Origin of the sequence: Streptomyces mexicanus, assembly GCF_902506575.1 — a bacterium.
Lineage (GTDB): Bacteria > Actinomycetota > Actinomycetes > Streptomycetales > Streptomycetaceae > Streptomyces > Streptomyces mexicanus.
On the sequence record NZ_LR732544.1, the window covers coordinates 4,115,982 to 4,138,148 of the forward strand.

General features: G+C 71.8%; 17 protein-coding genes and 1 pseudogene. 15 read left to right on the top strand and 3 right to left on the bottom strand.

Annotated elements, in window-relative coordinates; translation table 11 throughout:
* Positions 1-486 precede the first annotated feature (486 nt).
* From dnaK to GV126_RS18445, 6 genes are all read left to right on the top strand, one after another.
* Entirely contained in the window at positions 487-2,334 is a 1,848-nt protein-coding gene (dnaK, locus tag GV126_RS18420; protein WP_159668050.1) for a molecular chaperone DnaK, read from the top strand.
* The gene (gene grpE / locus GV126_RS18425; protein WP_159668053.1) at positions 2,331-3,038 is read left to right on the top strand and encodes a nucleotide exchange factor GrpE; all 708 of its coding nucleotides are present in this window, start codon (positions 2,331-2,333) and stop codon (positions 3,036-3,038) included. Before dnaK ends, grpE begins: the two co-directional genes overlap by 4 nt.
* Before the next feature lie 39 nt (positions 3,039-3,077).
* Positions 3,078-4,235, top strand: coding sequence for a molecular chaperone DnaJ (gene dnaJ, locus GV126_RS18430; protein ID WP_159668055.1), 1,158 nt, complete (start codon positions 3,078-3,080; stop codon positions 4,233-4,235).
* A 5-nt stretch (positions 4,236-4,240) separates the two neighbouring features.
* Entirely contained in the window at positions 4,241-4,690 is a 450-nt protein-coding gene (locus GV126_RS18435; protein ID WP_159673873.1) for a heat shock protein transcriptional repressor HspR, read from the top strand.
* A gap of 372 nt (positions 4,691-5,062) precedes the next feature.
* The gene (locus GV126_RS18440) at positions 5,063-6,169 is read left to right on the top strand and encodes a sugar ABC transporter substrate-binding protein (RefSeq protein ID WP_159673875.1); all 1,107 of its coding nucleotides are present in this window, start codon (positions 5,063-5,065) and stop codon (positions 6,167-6,169) included.
* Positions 6,170-6,364: 195 nt separating this feature from the next.
* Positions 6,365-7,414: a helix-turn-helix transcriptional regulator gene (locus tag GV126_RS18445; RefSeq protein ID WP_159668058.1), complete on the top strand. Its 1,050-nt coding sequence runs from the start codon at positions 6,365-6,367 to the stop codon at positions 7,412-7,414.
* Here the strand turns inward: GV126_RS18445 and GV126_RS18450 are convergent.
* Both GV126_RS18450 and GV126_RS18455 read right to left on the bottom strand, forming a co-directional pair.
* Positions 7,374-8,369: a helix-turn-helix transcriptional regulator gene (locus GV126_RS18450; protein ID WP_159668061.1), complete on the bottom strand. Its 996-nt coding sequence runs from the start codon at positions 8,367-8,369 to the stop codon at positions 7,374-7,376. The two genes, GV126_RS18445 and GV126_RS18450, sit on opposite strands and share 41 nt — an antisense overlap.
* A 34-nt stretch (positions 8,370-8,403) precedes the next feature.
* Positions 8,404-9,414, bottom strand: a complete 1,011-nt coding sequence (locus tag GV126_RS18455; protein ID WP_159668064.1) for a helix-turn-helix domain-containing protein — start codon at positions 9,412-9,414, stop codon at positions 8,404-8,406.
* Positions 9,415-9,803: 389 nt separating this feature from the next.
* Here GV126_RS18455 and GV126_RS18465 point away from each other — a divergent pair, with 389 nt between their 5' ends.
* The 3 genes and pseudogenes from GV126_RS18465 (at position 9,804) to GV126_RS18475 (ending at position 14,297) form a co-directional block, all read left to right on the top strand.
* Positions 9,804-10,139, top strand: a complete 336-nt coding sequence (locus GV126_RS18465; RefSeq protein WP_159668070.1) for a Rieske (2Fe-2S) protein — start codon at positions 9,804-9,806, stop codon at positions 10,137-10,139.
* A 451-nt stretch (positions 10,140-10,590) separates the two neighbouring features.
* Positions 10,591-13,185, top strand: a pseudogene (clpB, locus tag GV126_RS18470) (ATP-dependent chaperone ClpB); the annotation flags it as partial.
* A gap of 578 nt (positions 13,186-13,763) precedes the next feature.
* The gene (locus GV126_RS18475) at positions 13,764-14,297 is read left to right on the top strand and encodes a YbjN domain-containing protein (protein WP_028421113.1); all 534 of its coding nucleotides are present in this window, start codon (positions 13,764-13,766) and stop codon (positions 14,295-14,297) included.
* Between the two features lie 135 nt (positions 14,298-14,432).
* Here GV126_RS18475 and GV126_RS18480 read toward each other — a convergent pair whose 3' ends face one another.
* On the bottom strand, positions 14,433-15,626 hold the full coding sequence (locus tag GV126_RS18480; RefSeq protein ID WP_159668073.1) for a pyridoxal phosphate-dependent aminotransferase: 1,194 nt from the start codon (positions 15,624-15,626) through the stop codon (positions 14,433-14,435).
* A 577-nt stretch (positions 15,627-16,203) separates the two neighbouring features.
* Between GV126_RS18480 and GV126_RS18485 the strand changes: the two genes are divergently transcribed.
* The 6 genes from GV126_RS18485 (at position 16,204) to fbaA (ending at position 21,920) form a co-directional block, all read left to right on the top strand.
* A complete protein-coding gene (locus GV126_RS18485) occupies positions 16,204-17,439 on the top strand; it encodes a sensor histidine kinase (protein ID WP_159668076.1) in 1,236 nt (411 codons plus the stop codon).
* Positions 17,436-18,113, top strand: a complete 678-nt coding sequence (locus GV126_RS18490) for a response regulator transcription factor (RefSeq protein WP_159668079.1) — start codon at positions 17,436-17,438, stop codon at positions 18,111-18,113. Before GV126_RS18485 ends, GV126_RS18490 begins: the two co-directional genes overlap by 4 nt.
* A 61-nt stretch (positions 18,114-18,174) precedes the next feature.
* Positions 18,175-19,263, top strand: a complete 1,089-nt coding sequence (locus tag GV126_RS18495) for an SRPBCC domain-containing protein (protein WP_159668082.1) — start codon at positions 18,175-18,177, stop codon at positions 19,261-19,263.
* A 56-nt stretch (positions 19,264-19,319) separates the two neighbouring features.
* Positions 19,320-20,108, top strand: coding sequence for an aldose epimerase family protein (locus GV126_RS18500; protein ID WP_159668085.1), 789 nt, complete (start codon positions 19,320-19,322; stop codon positions 20,106-20,108).
* A gap of 10 nt (positions 20,109-20,118) precedes the next feature.
* Positions 20,119-20,667, top strand: a complete 549-nt coding sequence (gene pyrE / locus GV126_RS18505) for an orotate phosphoribosyltransferase (RefSeq protein WP_159668088.1) — start codon at positions 20,119-20,121, stop codon at positions 20,665-20,667.
* 221 nt (positions 20,668-20,888) lie between these two features.
* Positions 20,889-21,920 carry a class II fructose-bisphosphate aldolase gene (gene fbaA, locus GV126_RS18510; protein ID WP_159668091.1) on the top strand — a complete coding sequence of 344 codons (1,032 nt, stop codon included), beginning with the start codon at positions 20,889-20,891 and terminating at the stop codon, positions 21,918-21,920.
* Positions 21,921-22,167: the final 247 nt, after the last annotated feature.

Below are 22,167 nucleotides of genomic sequence, written 5' to 3' on the forward strand. Positions count from 1 at the left end.
ACCCCGACCCCTTCGACCTCCTGTCGTCCACATGACCTCGGCCTCCTGGGCGCCCATGACTTCGGCCTCCTGCTGTTCCCTGGGCTCTCTGGGCCCAGCCTCGGCCTCCTGCACGCCCATGGCCCGGGTCTCCTGCCGCTCCCCGGGCCTCGGCCTCCTGCCCCTCCAGGGCCCGGGGGGTCTCCTACTGCTCCCCGGGCCTCGGCCTCCTGCGCGCTTATGGCCTCGGTCTCCTGCCGCTCCCTGGACCTCGGCTCCTCCCGTCGCCCCCGCGACCCCCGTCTCCTGGCGTCCGACGGGCCGTCCCGGCACCCTGGACATCCGGGTGCTCTGCCTCCGCCGGTCGCCCGTTTCCCCAGCTCAGCGAGCTGTTGCGTGTAAGGGGTGGATAAGAGTTGAGCCGGGTTGGCTCAGGTCTGTTGACCCAGCCGTGGCCGTCGGGCACACTTGAGTCCGTTCCACTCAAGTCAGCTGGAGGAATTCACCATGGCACGTGCGGTCGGCATCGACCTGGGCACGACTAACTCCGTCGTCAGCGTTCTTGAGGGCGGCGAGCCCACCGTCATCACCAACGCCGAGGGCGCCAGGACCACGCCGTCCGTCGTCGCCTTCGCCAAGAACGGCGAGGTGCTGGTCGGTGAGGTGGCCAAGCGCCAGGCCGTCACCAACGTCGACAGGACCATCCGGTCGGTCAAGCGCCACATGGGCACCGACTGGAAGATCAGCATCGACGACAAGTCCTTCAACCCGCAGCAGATCAGCGCCTTCGTGCTGCAGAAGCTGAAGCGGGACGCCGAGGCCTACCTGGGCGAGAAGGTGACCGACGCGGTCATCACCGTCCCGGCGTACTTCAACGACGCCGAGCGCCAGGCCACCAAGGAGGCCGGTGAGATCGCCGGTCTGAACGTGCTGCGCATCGTCAACGAGCCGACCGCGGCCGCCCTGGCCTACGGCCTGGAGAAGGACGACCAGACCATCCTGGTCTTCGACCTCGGTGGCGGCACCTTCGACGTCTCCTTGCTGGAGATCGGCGACGGCGTGGTCGAGGTGAAGGCCACCAACGGTGACAACCACCTCGGTGGTGACGACTGGGACCAGCGCATCGTCGACTACCTGGTCAAGCAGTTCCAGTCCGGCCACGGCGTGGACCTGTCCAAGGACAAGATGGCCCTCCAGCGCCTGCGTGAGGCCGCCGAGAAGGCCAAGATCGAGCTGTCCTCGTCCACCGAGACCTCGATCAACCTGCCCTACATCACGGCCTCCGCCGAGGGCCCGCTGCACCTGGACGAGAAGCTCACCCGCGCCCAGTTCCAGCAGCTGACCGCGGACCTGCTGGAGCGCTGCAAGACGCCGTTCCACAACGTCATCAAGGACGCGGGCATCTCCATCAACGACATCGACCACGTCGTGCTCGTCGGTGGCTCCACCCGTATGCCGGCCGTCGCCGAGCTGGTCAAGGAACTGACCGGCGGCAAGGAGGCCAACAAGGGCGTCAACCCGGACGAGGTCGTCGCCATCGGCGCCTCGCTCCAGGCCGGTGTCCTCAAGGGCGAGGTCAAGGACGTCCTGCTGCTCGACGTCACCCCGCTGTCCCTCGGTATCGAGACCAAGGGCGGCATCATGACCAAGCTGATCGAGCGCAACACCACGATCCCGACCAAGCGCTCGGAGATCTTCACCACGGCCGAGGACAACCAGCCGTCGGTGCAGATCCAGGTCTACCAGGGCGAGCGCGAGATCGCGGCGTACAACAAGAAGCTCGGCATGTTCGAGCTGACCGGTCTGCCGCCCGCCCCGCGCGGCGTCCCGCAGATCGAGGTCTCCTTCGACATCGACGCCAACGGCATCATGCACGTCACGGCGAAGGACCTCGGCACCGGCAAGGAGCAGAAGATGACCGTCACCGGCGGCTCCTCGCTCCCGAAGGAAGAGGTCGACCGCATGCGCGAGGAGGCCGAGCGCTACGCGGAGGAGGACCACAAGCGCCGCGAGGCCGCCGAGACCCGCAACCAGGGCGAGCAGCTGGTCTACCAGACGGAGAAGTTCCTCAAGGACAACGAGGACAAGGTCCCCGCGGAGATCAAGACCGAGGTGGAGTCCGCCGTCAGCGAGCTGAAGGAGAAGCTCAAGGGCGAGGACACCGCCGAGATCCGCACCGCCACGGAGAAGGTCGCCGCCGTCTCCCAGAAGCTCGGCCAGGCGATGTACGCCGACGCCCAGGCCGGTCAGGCCGCCGCCGGTGGCGCCTCGGCCGGTGCCGGTGAGGCCAAGGCCGACGACGACGTGGTGGACGCCGAGATCGTCGACGACGAGCGCAAGGACGGTGCCGCGTGACGGAGGAGACCCCGGGCTTCGACGAGCAGCAGCCGCAGGCTCAGCCGCAGCAGCCCGACGTCCCCTCCGGCGCCGCCTCCGACGACGCCGAGCCGCAGGCCGCCCCCGAGCAGGACAAGGGGGCGGCCCCGGCCGGGGACGCGGCTGACACGGCCGGTCTGACCGCGCAGCTGGACCAGGCGCGCGCGGCGCTCAGCGAGCGCACCGCGGATCTGCAGCGGCTGCAGGCCGAGTACCAGAACTACCGCCGCCGGGTCGAGCGCGACCGGGCCACGGTCAAGGAGATCGCCGTGGCGAACCTCCTGACCGAGCTGCTGCCCGTGCTCGACGACATCGGCCGCGCGCGGGAACACGGCGAACTGGTGGGCGGGTTCAAGTCCGTCGCCGAGTCGCTGGAGACCGTTGCGGCCAAGATGGGGCTGCAGCAGTTCGGCAAGGAGGGCGAGCCCTTCGACCCGACCGTCCACGAGGCGCTGATGCACTCCTACGCGCCGGACGTCACCGAGACGACGTGCGTGGCGATTCTGCAGCCGGGGTACCGCATCGGCGAGCGCACCATCCGCCCCGCGCGGGTGGCCGTGGCCGAGCCTCAGCCGGGCGCCCAGACGGTCAAGCCGGCCGAGGAGTCCGCCAAGGACGAGGCCGACGGGCAGGGCAAGGGCAAGGGCAAGGACAAGGACAACGGTGGCCCCGAGGAGGGCTGACGCGATAACCGACGACGCTGGAGAGGAGGGACGTCGGGGATGAGCACCAAGGACTTCATCGAGAAGGACTACTACAAGGTCCTCGGCGTCCCCAAGGACGCCACCGAGGCCGAGATCAAGAAGGCGTACCGGAAGCTCGCCCGCGAGTTCCACCCGGACGCCAACAAGGGCAACGCCAAGGCCGAGGAGCGCTTCAAGGAGATCTCCGAGGCGAACGACGTCCTCGGCGACCCCAAGAAGCGCAAGGAGTACGACGAGGCCCGCGCCCTGTTCGGCAACGGCGGCTTCCGCCCCGGGCCGGGCGGCGGCTCCTTCAACTTCGACCTGGGCGACCTCTTCGGAGGTGCCCAGGGCGGGGGCGGCTTCGGCGGCGGACTCGGTGACGTCTTCGGGGGCCTGTTCAACCGAGGGGGCGCCGGCACGCGCACCCAGCCCCGGCGCGGCCAGGACATCGAGTCCGAGGTCACGCTGAGCTTCACGGAGGCCATCGAAGGGGCCACGGTGCCGCTGCGGATGTCCTCGCAAGCGCCGTGCAAGGCGTGCTCGGGCACCGGCGACAAGAACGGCACGCCGCGGGTGTGCCCGACCTGCGTCGGCACCGGGCAGGTGGCGCGCGGCTCCGGCGGCGGGTTCTCGCTGACCGACCCGTGCCCGGACTGCAAGGGCCGCGGACTGATCGCGGAGAACCCGTGCGAGGTCTGCAAGGGCTCCGGCCGTGCCAAGTCCTCCCGGACGATGCAGGTGCGCATTCCCGCCGGGGTGCACGACGGGCAGCGCATCCGGCTGCGCGGCAAGGGCGCCCCGGGCGAGCGGGGCGGACCGGCGGGCGACCTGTACGTGGTCGTGCACGTCGGCGAGCACCCGGTCTTCGGGCGCAAGGGCGACAACCTCACCGTCACCGTGCCGGTCACCTTCGCGGAGGCCGCGCTCGGCGGCGAGGTGCGGGTGCCCACGCTCGGCGGCCCGCCGGTGACGCTGAAGCTGCCTCCGGGCACGCCGAACGGCCGTACGATGCGCGCCCGGGGCAAGGGCGCGGTCCGTAAGGACGGCACCCGCGGCGACCTGCTGGTCACCGTCGAGGTGAGTGTCCCCAAGGACGTCACGGGGAAGGCTCGTGACGCACTGGAGGCGTATCGCGAGGCGACCGCGGGCGAGGACCCGCGGGCGGAGCTGTTCGAGGCCGCGAAGGGAGCATGAGTGAGATGGACGGCCGCCGCCGCAACCCGTACGAACTGACGGAAGACACACCGGTGTACGTCATCTCCGTGGCCGCGCAGCTGTCCGGACTGCACCCGCAGACGCTCCGTCAGTACGACAGGCTGGGCCTGGTCTCTCCCGACCGCACCGCCGGACGGGGCCGCCGCTACTCGGCCCGCGACATCGAACTGCTCCGCCAGGTGCAGCAGTTGTCGCAGGACGAGGGCATCAACCTGGCCGGCATCAAGCGCATCATCGAACTGGAGAACCAGGTCGCAGCCCTCCAGTCCCGGGTCGCGGAGCTGGAGGCGGCCCTGGAGGGCGCGGCGGCCGCGATGCGCCAGCGGGAGGCGGCCGTCCACGCCTCCTACCGCCGGGATCTGGTTCCGTACCAGGAGGTGCAGCAGACCAGCGCGCTGGTGGTGTGGCGCCCGAAGCGGCAGCAGGCGGACTGACGGCCGCGCACGCGGCGGGAAGAGGGGCCCGGAAGACGTCCAGGACGTCTTCCGGGCCCCTCTTCGCGTTCCGTCGCGGGCCGCCGCACGCGCACCGTCGTCCGCCGCCCCGCGCGTTCCTCCTCGTTCCGTCGCGCGGCCGGCCCGGTCGGTGCCGGTCACGCGAGCGCCGCCGAGTGAGGAGTCCGTAACGGGTGTTTGGAGAGGGTTCCGCAACATTCCGCAAGGTCTTCACAGGCTCAGCGGAGCGTGGTGTTGTCATCTCGTTAAGTGGTTCCGCTTGACGCCGGTGGTGGGCTCCGCGTTGGCTTTTCAGTCGTCTGGCCGCAATGCTGCGCCCTCGTCCGGAAGGCACCAGAAGTGAGCACCTCGATGCGTCGTATCGCCCTGACCGTGGCCGCGTCCACGCTGCCCCTCACGCTCGCCGGCTGCGGGGCGCTCGGCGGGTCGGGCAGCAGCGCCGGCGCCGGCCCGACGAAGGGCGACGACGTGAAGGTCGGACTGCTGCTGCCGGAGACGGAGAACAAGCGCTACGAGAAGTTCGACTACCCGATCATCAAGGACAAGGTGGCCGACCTCACGCGCAAGCAGGGCGTGGTGGAGTACGCCAACGCCGGATCGAGCGCGGCCAAGCAGGCGAGCCAGATGCAGAAGATGATCGACGACAAGGTCGACGTCATCCTGCTCGACGCCGTCGACTCGCACGCCATCGCCGGCGAGGTGAAGAAGGCCAAGGACGCGGGCATCCCGGTCATCGCCTACGACCGGCTGGCCGAGGGCCCCATCGACGCCTACATCTCGTTCGACAACGAACTGGTCGGCGAGGTGCAGGGCCGCACGCTGCTGGAGGCGCTCGGCTCCTCCGGCCGCGGCTCCGCCAAGATCGTCATGATGAACGGCTCGCCGACCGACCCCAACGCCGAGCAGTTCAAGGACGGCGCCCTGTCCCAGCTGAACGGCAAGGTGACGATCGCCCGGTCCTACGACACCAAGGACTGGAAGCCGGAGAACGCCCGGGCGAACATGGCCGAGGCCATCAAGGCCCTGGGCGCGAGCGGCATCGACGGCGTCTACTCCGCCAACGACGGCATGGCGGGCGGCATCATCAAGGCCCTGAAGGACGCCGGCGTCACCAAGCTGCCGCCCGTCACCGGTCAGGACGCCGACCTGGACGCGGTGCAGCGGATCGTGGCCGGCGAGCAGTACATGAGCGTGTACAAGTCCTACCCGACGGAGGCGGAGAACGCCGCGCAGATGGCCGTGGCCCGGGTCCAGGGCAAGGACATCGAGTTCGACTCGCTGGCCCGGGACAAGGTCGACAGCCCGACGCAGAAGAACATCCCCGCGCAGCTGGTCTCCGTCGTCGCGCTGACCAAGGACACCATCAAGGACACCGTCATCGCCGACGGCATCTACAAGGTCTCCGACATCTGCACGGCCGCGTACAAGGCGGACTGCGCGGCCATCGGCCTGAAGTAGCCCTTGACACCTCCGCGCGGGCCGGGTTCGCCCGGCCCGCGGACGTGCCGCGGCGCGCCGCCCGACGTCCCGTACACACCGGGTGATACCGGTCCTTCCCGGACCGAGCCCGCCGAGGAGGCGTGTTGCACAGCCGGTCCGGGCCGCGCATAGTTGCGCTGCGGAACTACGCGGAAACCGGGGGTGAGATGGGCCATGACCGGGCGCGGGACTCAGGAGCATCCGCACGGGGCCGACCGACTGTGCGAGGCGGGGGACCGCGTGTACTCCCGGGCCGTACGGCGCGGCCGGGTGCCACGCCGGGACGCCGAGCCGGTGCCGTGCCTGCTCGAACTGGCCCTGCTGCACCCGGACCCCGACGACATGGACTTCCTGGTGCCCACCGCGCCCCAGGAGGTCATGACGCGGCTGCTGCGGTCGATGTACGACGAGGTCAGCCAGAGCCACCGGCGGGTGGGCTCGGCGGTGGCGGCGTTCGAGCGGTACGCGGGCCTGGGCCGGCAGCTCAGGCGGTCCCCGGCCGCCGGTGAGGGCACCGCGATCCGCGTCCTGGACGGCCTGTCCCGCATCCAGGCCGCCATGGACGAGGCGACCCAGGAGTGCCGCACGGAGGTGCTGACCGTCCAGCCCGGCGGCATCCGCCGCGAGCACGAGCTGTCGGAGGGCCTGCACCGGGCGCTGGCGCTGCGCGGCCGGGGCGTGCGCATGCGCGACCTGTACACGCACGTCGCCCGGCACGGGCAGGGCCTGCTGAACTACCTGGAGCTGATGGGCGACGCGGTCGAGGCACGCACCCTGGACGAGGTGATCGACCGGCTGATCCTGTTCGACCGCACGGTCGCGTTCATCCCCGCCAACGCCGACCGCACCATGGCCCTGGAACTGCGCCACCCGGCGCTGGTGGAGTACCTGGTGACGGTCTTCGAACGGCTGTGGCGGCTGGCGATCCCGCTCACCGCCCCGCTGCCCGACACCGGCATCGAGGGCATCTCCCACCGCGAGCAGTCCATCGCCGCGCTGCTGGCCGAGGGCCACCAGGACGCGGTGATCGCCGAACGGCTGGGCATCAGCGTGCGCACCTGCCGCGCGCACATCGCCCGCCTGTCGGAGACGCTGGGCGCGGCCAGCCGCACCCAACTGGGCGTCCGCATCGCCCAGGCGGGCCTGGACCAGCCGCGGCAGGGCCCGGCCGTGAAGGCCCCGCTCAGTGTTCCCGGTGCTCCAGAATCCCGGATCGCCCGATGAGATAACCGAGCTGCGCGCGGCTCGTGCTGCCCAGGGCGGCGGCGAGCTTGGCGATGTGCTCCCGGGCGGTGCGGACGTTCATGCCGAGGCGCTCGGCGATGACGGTGTCGGTGTGTCCCTCGACGAGCAGGCCCGCTATGGCCCGCTGGCGGGCGGTGATGCCGCCCGGCGAGGGCTGCGGGGCGGCGGTGGGGTACATCGGCGTGGCGAGCCGCCAGAACCGCTCGAAGGTGGTGACGAAGTAGGAGACGAGCGCGGGGTGCGCCACTTCCAGGGCGAGGGTGCCCTCCGCGTCGGCGGGGAGGTAGGCCACGGAGCGGTCGACGATGATGAGGCGGTCGGTGACCTCGTCGAGCGTGCGGGCCTCCACGTCGCCCGTGAGCCGTTCGTAGCGGGCGAGGGTGAGCGGCAGATGGCGGTGCGTGTGCTGGTAGAGGGTGCGGATGCGGGCGCCGCGGTCGAGCAGTGCCTGGTCGCGGGCGAGGGAGATGGCCGTCGCGGTCTCGGCGCGCTCCTTGCTGGTGCGCCGGAACGACGGCTGGATGCACAGCAGTTCACGGCTGGCCTCGGCCATCGTCGCGGTGATGGCCTCGTTGATCCGGTCGATGCCGCTGATCAGCCGGACCGCGGTGGTCTCCGGTGCCTGCGGGTGCGGGGCGTCGAGCCGCAGCAGGGGCGCGAAGCTCTCGGCCAGACGGGCCTCGCGCCGCCGTTCGGCCGCGACGCGCTCGGCCGAGGCCCGCAGCATCCGGTGCAGGGCGGTGGCCGCGGGGACCGGCCGCATCCGGTCGGGGGTGTCGGCGTCCGGGTGCAGCAGGCCGCACTCGACCAGGCAGGGGGCCTCGTCGGTCACCGCGGCGGGCAGCCATCCCTCCCGCAGGGCTCGTTCGTACAGCGCGGTTGCCGTCGTGCACAGGGCCTCGGGCCCGTGCTCCGGATGCGGTGCGGGACTCACCTGCGGCCCTCCTCCGCGGTGTCGGCGATGTCGCTCAAGGCTCTTGGTTCAGGATGCCTGACTGCGCGATGAGGTAGCCGAGCTGGGCGCGGCTGCCGCTGCCCAGGGCGGAGGCCAGTTTGGCGATGTGGGCCCGGCAGGTGCGGACGTTCATCCCCAGGCGGCGGGCTATCGCCTCGTCGACGTGGCCCTCGACCAGCAGCTTGGCGATGGAGTGCTGGATGTCCGTGATGCCGTCGGGTGCGGCCCCGTAGGGGGTGCCGGTGCTCAGCGGCACCGCGCGGTCCCACAGGAACTCGAAGACCTTGACCAGGTAGCGGACGAGTCCGGGGTGGCGCAGCTCCAGGGCGACCTGCTGGTCGTCGCGGGCGGGGATGAAGGCGACCGTGGCGTCGCAGATGATCAGGCGCTCGACGAGTTCGTCGATCGTCCGGTATTCCACCTTGCCGTCGGACAGCTGCTCCACGTAGGCCAGCTTCTCCGGGTTGTGCCTGGCCGTGTGCTGGTACAGGCTGCGGACCCGTACGCCGCGCTCGACGAGCGGCCGGTCCCGTTCGAGCGCCTGCAGCAGGCTGTGCTCGGAGATCCGGTCGCTGGGCTGGACCGTCATCAGCTCCGACCGGCACTGTGCGGTGGCCAGGTTGAGGGCGGCATTGATACGGTCGCCGCCCTCCAGCACCATGATGGAGTCGCTCGACGCCGGTGGTTGGGTGTTCAGCGCCATGAACGGCTCGAAGACGTCGGCGAGTTCGATGGACATCCGCCGGCGTTCGGTTATCTCCCGCTCGATCGGCTGCAGTCGCTGGGCCAGGGCCACCGTCGGGGGCAGGGGACGCAGCCAGGTGGCGTCGTCGGGGTCCGGGTGGAGCAGGGCGAACTCCAGCAGGCAGGGGGCCGCTTCCACGTCCGCCCGGGAGATGCGCCCCGTCCGCAGGGCCCTGGCGTACAGCTCCCCGCCTTCGGGGCACAGCTCGGTCAGCGGGTGGGAATGGGTCTCCTTGTTCCGATTCGCCACCAAATCTCCACCCCCCAGGGTCCTGAACATGCAGGAACATGATGCATCCATTGTGTGGCCATGACGTGCCCGAATAAGCCATCGTCGTACTCGACGGGGGAAAGGGGACCTTCAAGTGAGGACGAAGCCGACTATGCGTAACAGAATGCTTCGCTCGGTGCTTGTCGCTGCCTTCTCCGCCGTCGTGGCTCTCGGCGCGCTGGGTGGCTTCTCCGGGTCGAAGAGTGAGGTTCGAGCCAACACTCAGTGGCCGGCGGTGGCGGCGCAGAGCAACACCCAGTGGCCGAGTGCGGCGACGCAGAGCAACACGCAGTGGCCGACGGCGCCGCAGGGCAATACGCAGTGGCCGACGGCGCCCGTGCAGAGCGGGTCCACCGACACCACGTCGGGATACACGGCCGACGGTGCCGGGAGCTGACGTGACCACACCACCCGACGACCGCTCCTTCCGCCGTGAGATGGCCACCGCCTACCGTTCCGGCTGGCACTTCATCGACCTGGTCACCGCCATCCCCCACAGCGGTGACTCGCTGATGGTGACCGTCTTCGGTGAGCCGGTCGTCGTCACGCGGGACGAGGACGGAGACGTACGGGCCTTTCGGTGCCTGCGGCGGCCTCGGGGCGCGCCGCAGCCCGTGCGGTGTGCCATCCGCTATGGAATGATCTTCGTGAATCTGGACCAACGGGACCACCGCCAGGTGGCGCAGGAGCCCGCCGGTCCACGCACCATCTCAGCCACCCCCCGCAGTGCCTGACGCGATTCCCCCGTCGTAAAAGATCGCGCAGGTGCTTCCCCCCGCAGCGGCGTCACCGTGACCTGAACACGGTGACGCCGCTGTCGTTTGCCCGGACATCTGGGGACATCGGTGCATCCGGGGCATGGCCGAAAAAGGCTGTGCCACCTGGCCGCCCGCCGTGCTCGCCCGAGGTCCGGGACCCCTCCTCCGGTCGCGCCCTGGGCCTTCGTGCGCCCAGGGCTTCTGTGCGTCCTGCGGCCCTCCTGGCGATCCGGTGGGTCCGATGCCGACCGCGGGTCCCGATGTCACCGGGCGCAGGGAACACGGGAGAGGGCCGGTCCCGAAAGTCGGCCGCCGGTGGGCCTCCCGGAGCGACCTTGAGTGGAATAGACTCAACTTTGTGTACGTTGACTGAGTCAGCACTGGGAGACGTGGCAGACCGCTGACGCCAAGGAGGAGAGAAGCGACCGTGGACGCCGAGCTGACCAACAGGAGCCGGGACGCCATCCAGGCGGCCGGCAACCGGGCCGTGACCGGGGGACACCCGGACCTGACCCCCGCCCACCTGCTCCTCGCGCTGCTCGAGGGCCAGGACAACGAGAACATCATCGACCTGTTGTCGGCCGTCGACGCCGACCAGGCGTCCGTCCGTGCCGGTGCCGAGCGGGTGCTGGCGTCGCTGCCCAGCGTGACCGGTTCCACCGTCGCCCCGCCGCAGCCCAACCGCGAGCTGCTGGCGGTGATCGCGGACGCGCAGAGCCGGGCCAAGGAGCTGGGCGACGAGTACCTGTCCACCGAACACCTGCTCATCGGCATCGCAGCCAAGGGCGGCGCGGCCGGGGAGGTGCTCGAGCGGCAGGGGGCCAGTGCGAAGAAGCTGCAGGAAGCGTTCCAGAAGGCGAGGGGAGGGCGCCGGGTGACCACACCCGACCCCGAGGGCCAGTACAAGGCCCTGGAGAAGTTCGGCACCGACTTCACCGCCGCGGCGCGGGAGGGCAGGCTGGACCCGGTCATCGGCCGGGACCAGGAGATCCGCCGCGTCGTGCAGGTGCTCTCGCGCCGCACCAAGAACAACCCGGTCCTCATCGGTGAGCCCGGCGTCGGCAAGACCGCCGTCGTCGAGGGGCTCGCCCAGCGGATCGTCAAGGGCGACGTGCCCGAGTCGCTGAAGGACAAGCGGCTGGTGGCGCTCGACCTCGGGGCGATGGTCGCGGGCGCGAAGTACCGCGGCGAGTTCGAGGAGCGGCTGAAGACCGTCCTGGCGGAGATCAAGGACTCCGACGGCCGGATCATCACCTTCATCGACGAGCTGCACACCGTCGTCGGCACGGGCGCAGGCGGCGACTCCGCCATGGACGCCGGCAACATGCTCAAGCCGATGCTGGCCCGCGGCGAGCTGCGCATGGTCGGCGCCACCACGCTGGACGAGTACCGGGAACGGATCGAGAAGGACCCGGCGCTCGAGCGGCGCTTCCAGCAGGTGCTGGTCGCCGAGCCCAGCGTGGAGGACTCCATCGCGATCCTGCGCGGGCTCAAGGGCCGCTACGAGGCCCACCACAAGGTGCAGATCAACGACTCCGCGCTGGTGGCCGCCGCGACCCTGTCCGACCGCTACATCACCTCCCGCTTCCTGCCGGACAAGGCGATCGACCTGGTCGACGAGGCCGCCTCCCGGCTGCGCATGGAGATCGACTCCTCGCCCGTCGAGATCGACGAGCTCCAGCGCGCCGTGGACCGGCTGCGCATGGAGGAGCTGGCCCTGGACAAGGAGACCGACGCCGCCTCGCGCGAACGGCTGGAGAAGCTGCGCCGCGACCTCGCCGACAAGGAGGAGGAGCTGCGCGGCCTGACCGCCCGCTGGGAGAAGGAGAAGCAGTCCCTCAACCGGGTCGGTGAGCTGAAGGAGAAGCTGGACGACCTGCGCGGGCAGGCCGAGCGCGCCCAGCGCGACGGCGACTTCGACACCGCCTCCAAGCTGCTGTACGGGGAGATCCCGACCCTGGAGAAGGAGCTGGAGGCCGCCTCGCGCGCCGAGGAGGAGGCCGCCAAGGACACCATGGTCAAGGAGGAGGTCGGCCCGGACGACATCGCCGACGTCGTCGCCTCCTGGACCGGCATCCCGGCCGGCCGCCTGCTGGAGGGCGAGACGCAGAAGCTGCTGCGCATGGAGGACGAGATCGGCAAGCGGCTGATCGGGCAGGGCGAGGCCGTGCGCGCGGTCTCCGACGCGGTGCGCCGCAGCCGTGCGGGCATCTCCGACCCCGACCGGCCCACGGGCTCGTTCCTCTTCCTCGGCCCGACCGGTGTCGGCAAGACCGAACTGGCCAAGGCGCTCGCCGACTTCCTCTTCGACGACGAGCGGGCCATGGTCCGCATCGACATGTCGGAGTACAGCGAGAAGCACAGCGTGGCCCGGCTGGTCGGCGCCCCGCCCGGCTACGTCGGCTACGAGGAGGGCGGCCAGCTCACGGAGGCGGTGCGCCGCCGCCCGTACAGCGTGGTGCTGCTGGACGAGGTGGAGAAGGCCCACCCGGAGGTCTTCGACATCCTGCTTCAGGTGCTGGACGACGGCCGCCTGACCGACGGGCAGGGCCGCACGGTCGACTTCCGCAACACCATCCTGATCCTCACCTCCAACCTGGGCAGCCAGTTCCTGATCGACCCGATCACCAGTGAGGCGGAGAAGAAGGAGCAGGTGCTGGAGGTGGTCCGCGCCTCGTTCAAGCCGGAGTTCCTCAACCGGCTGGACGACCTGGTGGTGTTCTCCGCGCTGACCAAGGAGGAGCTGAGCCGGATCGCGAAGCTGCAGATCGAGCGGCTGGCCAAGCGCCTGTCGGAGCGCCGCCTGACCCTGGACGTCACGCCCGAGGCGCTGGCCTGGCTCGCCGACGAGGGCATGGACCCGGCCTACGGCGCGCGTCCGCTGCGCCGGCTGGTGCAGACCGCCATCGGCGACCGCCTCGCCAAGGAGATCCTGGCCGGCGAGATCAAGGACGGCGACACGGTCCGCGTCGACCGCTTCGGCGAGGGCCTGCTGGTGGGCCCGGCCACGGGCAAGACGCTGTCGCGCCCACCGCGCCCACCGCGCCCACCGTCCACGCGCCCACCGCGCGCACGCGGCCCGTCACCCGGCAGTCGGGTGGCGGGCCCCGTGCTCAGCGCGTGAACGCCGCGAACCCGGAAAGGGAGGCGCCAAAGTCCCCGTACGTCACGCTCACCTGTACGGCGTCCGCGCCGACCCTTCCGGGCCGGCCCTGCAAGTGGATCGGTTCCGGACACAGATCCCGCCGAAGGCCGGCGCCTGTGGGCAGGAGACCGCCTTGGGCCCATCACCGAGTGGGTACTCGGAGCCGGAGAAGGCCATGCCCGGAAGGCGGCGAGGAAAGGGAGCAGGGCCAGGTCCGGCACCACCGCGACCGCCGCGACCGGCCACCCCCTGGTCCGGCCCCGCGGCACCCCGCCGAAGCCGGGCCGCTGCGCCCTTCCGGGCCGCGTCCGGACCATGGCCGCCACCTCCACCCGCCCGACGTCCACCCGTCGGCCGGATCATGTCAGCCCAGGGCTGACAAGCGCCCGGCGGGCTTGCCACGCCCCTCCCCGCATGGGGGAGGATGGCGGGATCCGTACGAAGGGAAAAACACGGTGAGCATCGACCCGTCCTCGATTCCGAACTTCGGGGGCCAGCCCGAGCCGCAGCCCCAAGGACCGGCGGGCCCCGTCGTCCCGGATCAGGATCTCGTGAAGCAGCTCCTGGACCAGATGGAGCTCAAGCACCTCGTCGACGAGGAGGGTGACCTCGTCGCGCCGTGGGAGCAGTTCCGCACGTACTTCATGTTCCGCGGCGAGGCGGACCAGCAGGTCTTCTCCGTGCGCACGTTCTACGACCGGCCGCACAAGATCGACGAGAAGCCGCAGCTGCTGGAGTCCATCGACGACTGGAACCGCCGCACCCTGTGGCCCAAGGTGTACACCCACACCCACGACGACGGCACCGTCCGCCTCATCGGCGAGGCGCAGATGCTGATCGGCATGGGCGTGAGCATCGAGCACTTCGTCTCCTCGACCGTGAGCTGGGTGCGCGCCGCCATCGAGTTCGACCGGTGGCTCATCGAGCAGCTGGGCCTGGAGGAGGAGATCAACGACGCCGACCGGCCGGAGGACGACGGCGAGGAGTGACCCCGCCGCCTCACCCGTGGGCGCGTGACGGCGCCCGGCAGGCAGCCCCGAGCGACAGCCCGGCCAGGGCACACCGGCCACCGCGGCCGCGTGCCGGGCCGGGCTGTCGCCGTACGACGACGGTTGCGGTACGCGTCAGTCCTTTCGGAGGCCCGCCAGCCTCTTGCCGGCCTCGCGCAGCGTCTCCGGCTGCTTGCAGAACGCGAACCGCACGAACGGCGCGCCCTCCTCGCGGTGGTCGTAGAAGACGGCGTTGGGGATGGCCACCACGCCGGCCCGCTCCGGCAGCGACCGGCAGAAGGCGAAGCCGTCGCTCTCGCCGAGCGGGCGGATGTCGGTGGTGACGAAGTACGTGCCGGCCGGCCGGAACACCTCGAAGCCCGCCTCCGTCAGCCCCGCCGCCAGCAGGTCCCGCTTGGCCCGCAGGTCCTCGCGCAGCGCCGTGAAGTAGGAGTCGGGCAGGTTCAGCGCCTCGGCGACCGCGTACTGGAAGGGCCCGGCCGAGACGTACGTCAGGAACTGCTTCGCCGACCTGACCGCCGCGACCAGAGCGGGCGCCGCGGTCACCCAGCCGACTTTCCAGCCCGTGAACGAGAACGTCTTCCCGCTGGAGCTGATGGTCACGGTCCGCTCGCGCATGCCGGGCAGCGTGGCGAGCGGCACGTGCGCGGCGTCGTCGAACACCAGGTGCTCGTACACCTCGTCGGTGACCACCAGCAGGTCCCGCTCGACGGCCAGCTCGGCGACGGCCGTCAGCTCCTCGCGGGTGAGGACCGTCCCGGTCGGGTTGTGCGGGGTGTTGATCAGCAGCAGCCGGGTGCGGTCGGTGACCGCCGCGCGCAGCTCGTCGAGGTCGAGCCGGAACGCGCCGCCGTGCGGGCGGAGCGTCACCGGCACCCGCCGCCCGCCCGCCATCGCGATGCAGGCCGCGTAGGAGTCGTAGTACGGCTCCAGGGCGACCACCTCGTCCCCGGGCTCGACCAGGGCCAGCAGCGAGGCCGCGATCGCCTCGGTGGCGCCCGCGGTGACCAGCACCTCGGTGTCCGGGTCGTACGTCAGGCCGTAGTGCCGCTGCTGGTGGGCCGCGACGGCCGTGCGCAGCTCCGGCACGCCGGGCCCCGGCGGGTACTGGTTGCCGCGCCCGTCGCGCAGCGCCCGCACGGCCGCCTCCCGGATCTCCTCCGGGCCGTCGGTGTCCGGGAACCCCTGCCCCAGATTGATCGATCCGGTCCGCGCGGCCAGGGCGGACATCTCGGCGAAGATCGTCGTCCCGAACTCGGCGAGCCGGCGGTTCAGGAACGGGCGTGCGCTGGAGGTCATGCCGGTCATCCTGCGCCCAAGCTCTGGACTTCCTCAAGTGCGCTTTGACCGGTGGCGCGGCCGGGCATGTCCGCACCACGCACCGGATAAGGCGCCCACGGGGGGCGTTCCCGGGGGGAACGGAAGGGAGCGTGACGCCATGGTGGTGGGCATCGTCGTGGCGGTGATCGTGGTACTGGTCGTCGCGGCCTCGGCGCGCGGCCGGAACCGCAGGAGGAAGGTCCGGCTGTCCAAGAGCGGCCGGCGGGGGGGGGCGGGGGGTCTTTTAAACACCCGGAGCCGCCCGCGAGGCCCCTCCTGGGGGTGCCCGGCGGGGCGCGGTCGCTGCAACAAAAAAAACACAAGCGCACGTGTGAGAAGCACTGTGTGACCCCCGTACGTCCCCCGTGCTTCCCCGTCCGGCGGACCACGTTCGTCCCCCGTGCCGCCGTCGTGTCCAACGTACGGGCGAGGACGCGGCGGCGGAATCCGTCACCGGGTGGATCTCCTTGTGCACCCAGGCGGTAGGCCCGCGGGAGGACTCCACCTTCCGCGGTACCGCAGAAGGTGGACGCCGCTGTGCGCGCACCGGGTTTACGCTGCGGCGATGCGGATCCACCCCCTTGCGGTCGACGGCCTGACGGCCCTGGCTCCGACCACCGTCGCGTGCCTGCTCGGCGCCGAGGCCGCGACCCAGGGATGGCCTCCGCTCGACGCGTTCGGCTGGACGCTCGTCGCCCTGACGAACCTGCCCCTCGTCCTGCGCGGCCGGGCCCCCGTCGGGGTGTTCCTCTTCGTCCACGGGTGCTGGACCCTCTACGTCTGGCTCGGCCACTGGCCGGTGGTGAACTCGCCCGCCGCCATGGTCGCCCTCTACACCGTGGCCGCCGCCCGCCCCACCCGGATCACCGCCGTGTGCGCCGCCCTGCTGGGCGGGGTGTGGATCTACGCCGGCGTGCACAGCGACTCCGACGCGATGCCGTCGGTGGTGGGCCAGGCGATCGGCTACCCGCTGGTGATCTGGCGGTTCGGGTACGCCGCCCGGCGGACCGCCGAGCTGACCGAGCGGCTGCGCGCCGAGCAGGCCGAGCGGGCGCGGCGCGAGGTCGCCGAGGAACGGGTCCGCATCGCCCGTGAACTGCACGACGTGGTCGCCCACCACATGGCGGTGATCAACGTCCAGGCGGGCCTCGCCCGGTTCGTCTTCGACTCCGACCCCCGCACCGCGCGCGAGGCGCTCACCACCATCGGCACCACCAGCGGCGAGGCGCTGGCCGAACTGCGGCGCATGCTCGGCCTGCTGCGCGCGGACGGGGTGGCCGGCGCCGACGGCGGCCCGGACCGGGGCGGCCCGGACGGTGCGCGGGGCGCGGCCGGCGAGGGCGGCGCCGTTCTGGAGCCGGCGCCCGGCCTGGACCGGCTGGAGGAGATGGTCGAGCGGGTCCGCGCGGGCGGTGTCCCGGTCGACCTGACGGTGCGCGGCGAGCCGCGGCCGCTGCCCTCCGGCGTGCAGCTGTGCGTCTACCGGGTCGTCCAGGAGGCCCTGACCAATGTGCTGAAGCACGCGCCCGGCGCACACGCCACCGTGCGCCTGGTCTACCGCGCGGGCGAGATAGAGGCGTCGGTCACCGACGACGGAGGTGCCGGGGAGCGCGGAAAGGAGGTGGATCCGGACAGAATGCCGAAGCCCGGTGGCCATGGCTTGATCGGGATGCGCGAGCGCGCCAAGCTCTACGGCGGGACGATCGTCGTCGGCCCGCGGCGCGAGGGGGGATTCGGCGTGCATCTGACCCTGCCGACGGCGGGACAGGCCGCACGCCGGGAAGACGCCGTCACGGAATGATCAGAGTGCTGGTGGTCGACGACCAGTTCCTCGTGCGCAGCGGACTGGTCGCGCTGCTGCGCGCCGCTGAGGGCATGGAGGTCGTCGGCGAGGCGGCGGACGGCACCGAGGCGGTGGCGCTGGCCGCGAAGAGCCGGCCGGACGTCGTCCTGATGGACATCCGCATGCCCGGCATGACCGGCATCGAGGCGACCCGGCGGATCCTGGCCGAGGCGAGCGACCCGGCGCCGCGCGTGCTGATCCTGACCACCTTCGACCTGGACGAGTACGTGTACGGCGCGCTGCGGGCGGGCGCGTCCGGGTTCCTGCTGAAGGACGCGGGGCCCGAACGGCTGCTCGCGGCGGTGACCGCCGTGCACGGCGGTGACTCCCTGTTCGCGCCGGGCGTCACCCGGCGGCTGGTGGAGGCGTTCACCCAGCGCGCGGACGGCTCCTCGGCCCGTACCGCCTCCCCGGCCGGACTGGGCGCCCTGACCTCCCGGGAGATCGAGGTCCTCAAACTGGTCGCGCGCGGCCTGACCAACGCCGAGGCCGCCGACCGCCTCTTCATCAGCGAGGCCACGGTCAAGACCCACCTCAACCGCACGATGACCAAACTCAGCCTGGCCAGCCGGGCCCAGGCGGTGGTAATGGCCTACGAGACCGGGCTGGTGCGGCCGGGCGGCGACGACTGACCTCGGCCGACCTCGGCCGAGGGAGGGTAATCGGGGCCGCCACTGGGTAGTCTCGGCTGACATGGAGCACGAGGTGTTCGTTCCGGTCCCGGCCCGGCGGCTGCGGGCGGCGCTCGCCGACCCCGCGCAGGTCACCCGGGCGGTCCCCGGCTTCCAGCAGGAGGCCGGCGCCGAGCCCGGCACGGGACGCCTGAAGCTGCGCGTCGGCAGCCACTCCGTCACCTACCGCGGCACCCTGCGCCTGTCGGTGCGCGACGACGGCAGCTGCCTCGCCGAGGGCGAGGCGACGGAGGCGCGCGGCAGCGGCGAGGTGAAGCTCGCGCTCACGCTGAGCGCCCGTGACACCGACGACGGCTCCACCCTCGCCTTCGACGGCACCGTCTCGGCGGGCGGCCGGATCACCGAGCTGGACCCCGACGTCGTACGGGCCGCCGCGCTGCGGCTGCTGGACCGTTTCGCGGAACACCTCGGCACGGGGACGGCCGGACCCGAGGACGACGGCGAGACCGCGGAGTCCCTGGCCACCGAGGACTTCGCCCCGCTGTCGACGGGCGACTTCGAGGCCGGCCCGGACGCGGACGACGCCCCCGTCCCGCCGCCGGGCGACACCACCGAGCCCCGACCGGACCGGACCGCCGAGGCGGCGGGGGCGGCAGAACCGGGCGGGGCCGCTGAGGCTGCTGGGGCAGTTGAGCCGGGGACCTCTGAACTGCGGTCCGCCAAGCCCGAGTCGCCCGAGGAGACCGCCGAGCCGCGTCCCGCCGAGCCCCGTTCCGCCGAGCCCCGTCCGGCCGAACCCCCCGAGCACGTCTCCGTCTTCGACACCGAGGTCCCGCCGCCCTCCCTCGATCCGCTCGCCGACGACGAGGCCGACGACGAGGCCGAGGGCGCGACCGAAGACGCCGGGGACACCGGGGACGCCGGGGACCGGTCCGCGGAGCCGCCCGCCGAGGCGGCGCACGCCCGGCGGACGATGATCGGACGCAGCGCGGAGGAGGTGGACCACGCCCCGCCGCGCGGCCGCTACGCGCCCGTGCCCGCGCCGCTGACCGTCTCCGCGAACTCCACCCTGCGCTGGGCGGCGCCCGCCGCCGCACTGGTCGTGGCCTCGGCGATCGTCGTCACCCGGGCCATCCGGCGCCGCCGGTGACGGCACCCGGCCCCGGCGCGCGGCCCGCGCCGCGACCGGCCCAGTAGCCTCGTCGCGTGAGCAACGAAGACATCACGCTGACCGCGGGCGACGCGGAGGCGACCGTACGGCCCGGCAACGGGGGCCGCATCGCCGGGCTCCGGGTGGGCGGCCTGGAACTGCTGCGCCAGGGCGAGCGGTACGGCTGCTTCCCGATGGTCCCCTGGTGCGGCCGGATCCGCGACGGCCGGTTCCGCGACGGCGCCACCGTCCACCAGATGCCGCTCAACTCCCCGCCGCACGCCATCCACGGCACCGCCCGCGACGGCGCCTGGGACACCGCCCGGGTCTCGCAGAACGAAGCGGTGATCACCTACGACCTCGTCGACCCCTGGCCCTACCCCGGCCGGATCACCCAGGTGGTCACCCTGGCCGAGGACTCCCTGACGCTGACCATGTCCGTGGAGCCGCAGGAGTCCTCCTTCCCGGCGCAGATCGGCTGGCACCCGTGGTTCAACCGCTCCCTCGGCCGTGAGGACGTGCGCCTGGACTTCCAGCCGGCGTGGCAGGAGGAGCGCGGCGCGGACCACCTGCCCACCGGCCGGCGCATCGACCCGCGGCCCGGCCCCTGGGACGACTGCTTCGGCATGCCCGACGGCGTCGACGTCACGCTCACCTGGCCCGGGCAGCTGGAACTGAGGGTGACCAGCCCCGAGAAATGGGTCGTCGTCTACGACGAGCAGGAGGCCGCGGTGTGCGTGGAGCCGCAGACCGGCCCGCCCGACGGCCTGAACACCCACCCGCACCTCGTCACGCTGCTGGAGCCGCTGGAGGCCACGACGACCTGGACCTGGCGCGCTGTTTAAGCTGGCTGGCATGAGCGACGTTCGCGGCGAGCTGCTGCAGCAGATCAAGGACAAGGCCGTGGTGCACGGCAAGGTGACCCTGTCGTCGGGTCTGGAGGCCGACTACTACGTGGACCTGCGCCGCATCACCCTCGACGGCGAGGCGGCCCCGCTGGTCGGCCAGGTGCTGCTCGACCTGACCGCGGACTTCGACTACGACGCGGTCGGCGGGCTGACCATGGGCGCCGACCCGGTCGCCGCGTCGATGCTGCACGCGGCCGCCGCGCGCGGACGGAAGCTGGACGCCTTCGTGGTGCGCAAGGCGGCCAAGGCGCACGGGCTGCAGCGCCGTGTGGAGGGCCCGGACATCAAGGGCCGCCGGGTCCTGGTCGTCGAGGACACCTCCACCACCGGCGGCTCCCCGCTCACGGCGGTGGAGGCGGTGCGCGAGGCGGGCGCCGAGGTGGTCGCGGTGGCGACGATCGTCGACCGGGCCACGGGCGCCGCGGAGAAGATCCGCGAGGGCGCCGGCGTGCCGTACGTCTTCGCGTACTCCAAGGACGACCTGGGGCTGGACTGAGCCGGCCGTCCGGAGACCGGTCCTGGGCCGGTCCGAGGCCGGCCGTGCGGGGACGGCAGGGCCGCGGGACCCGGCCGTCGCGACCCACTTATCCACAGGCTGGACGAGGTGTCCGAAGCATCCGGGATCTTCTGCGAAGATGGGGCCGACGATGACGTCACTCCCTAGGTCAGGGCCGTAAAGCACGCAGAACGCACCCCGCACATACAAGGAGCGGACAGATGCCCATCGCAACCCCCGAGGTCTACAACGAGATGCTCGACCGGGCGAAGGCAGGCAAGTTCGCCTACCCGGCCATCAACGTGACGTCGTCGCAGACCCTGAACGCGGCCCTGCGCGGCTTCGCGGAGGCGGAGAGCGACGGCATCGTCCAGATCTCCACCGGTGGTGCCGAGTTCCTCGGCGGCCAGTACAGCAAGGACATGGTCACCGGCGCCGTGGCCCTCGCCGAGTACGCGCACGTCCTCGCCGAGAAGTACCCGGTCAACATCGCGCTGCACACCGACCACTGCCCGAAGGACAAGCTCGACGGGTACGTCCGCCCGCTGCTGGCCATCTCCGAGGAGCGCGTGAAGGCCGGCCGCAACCCGCTGTTCCAGTCCCACATGTGGGACGGCTCGGCGGAGACCCTGGCCGACAACCTGGAGATCGCCCAGGAGCTGCTGGCCCGCACCTCCGCCGCCCGGATCATCCTCGAGGTCGAGATCACCCCGACCGGCGGCGAGGAGGACGGCGTCTCCCACGAGATCAACGACAAGCTGTACACCACGGTCGACGACGCGATCCGCACCGCCGAGGCCCTCGGCCTGGGCGACAAGGGCCGCTACCTGCTGGCGGCCTCCTTCGGCAACGTCCACGGCGTGTACAAGCCGGGCAACGTCGTGCTCCGCCCCGAGCTGCTGAAGGAGCTGAACGAGGGCGTGGCGGCGAAGTACGGCCGCCCGGCCGACAGCAAGCCGTTCGACTTCGTCTTCCACGGCGGCTCCGGCTCCACGGAGGAGGAGATCCGCACCGCGCTGGAGAACGGCGTGGTGAAGATGAACATCGACACGGACACCCAGTACGCCTTCACGCGTCCCGTCGTCGACCACATGTTCAAGAACTACGACGGCGTGCTGAAGGTCGACGGCGAGGTCGGCTCCAAGAAGGCCTACGACCCGCGCACCTGGGGCAAGCTCGCCGAGGCGTCCATGGCCCAGCGCGTGGTGGAGGCCTGCGGCCACCTGCGCTCGGCCGGCACGAAGATCAAGTAAGCGCGGGGCCGTCCGCGACGGCACCTCCCGGCGGGGGCCCGCCCCCCCCCCCCCCCCCCGCCCCCCCCCCCCCCCCCGTCCCCCCCCCCCCCCCCCCCCCGCCCCCCCCCCCCCCCCGCCCCCCCCCCCCCCCCCCCCCCCCCCCCCCCCCCCCCCCCCGCCCCCCCCCGCCCCCCCCCCCCCCCCCCCCCCCCCCCCCCCCCCCCCCCGCCCCCCCCCCCCCGCCCCCCCCCCCCCCCCCCCGCCC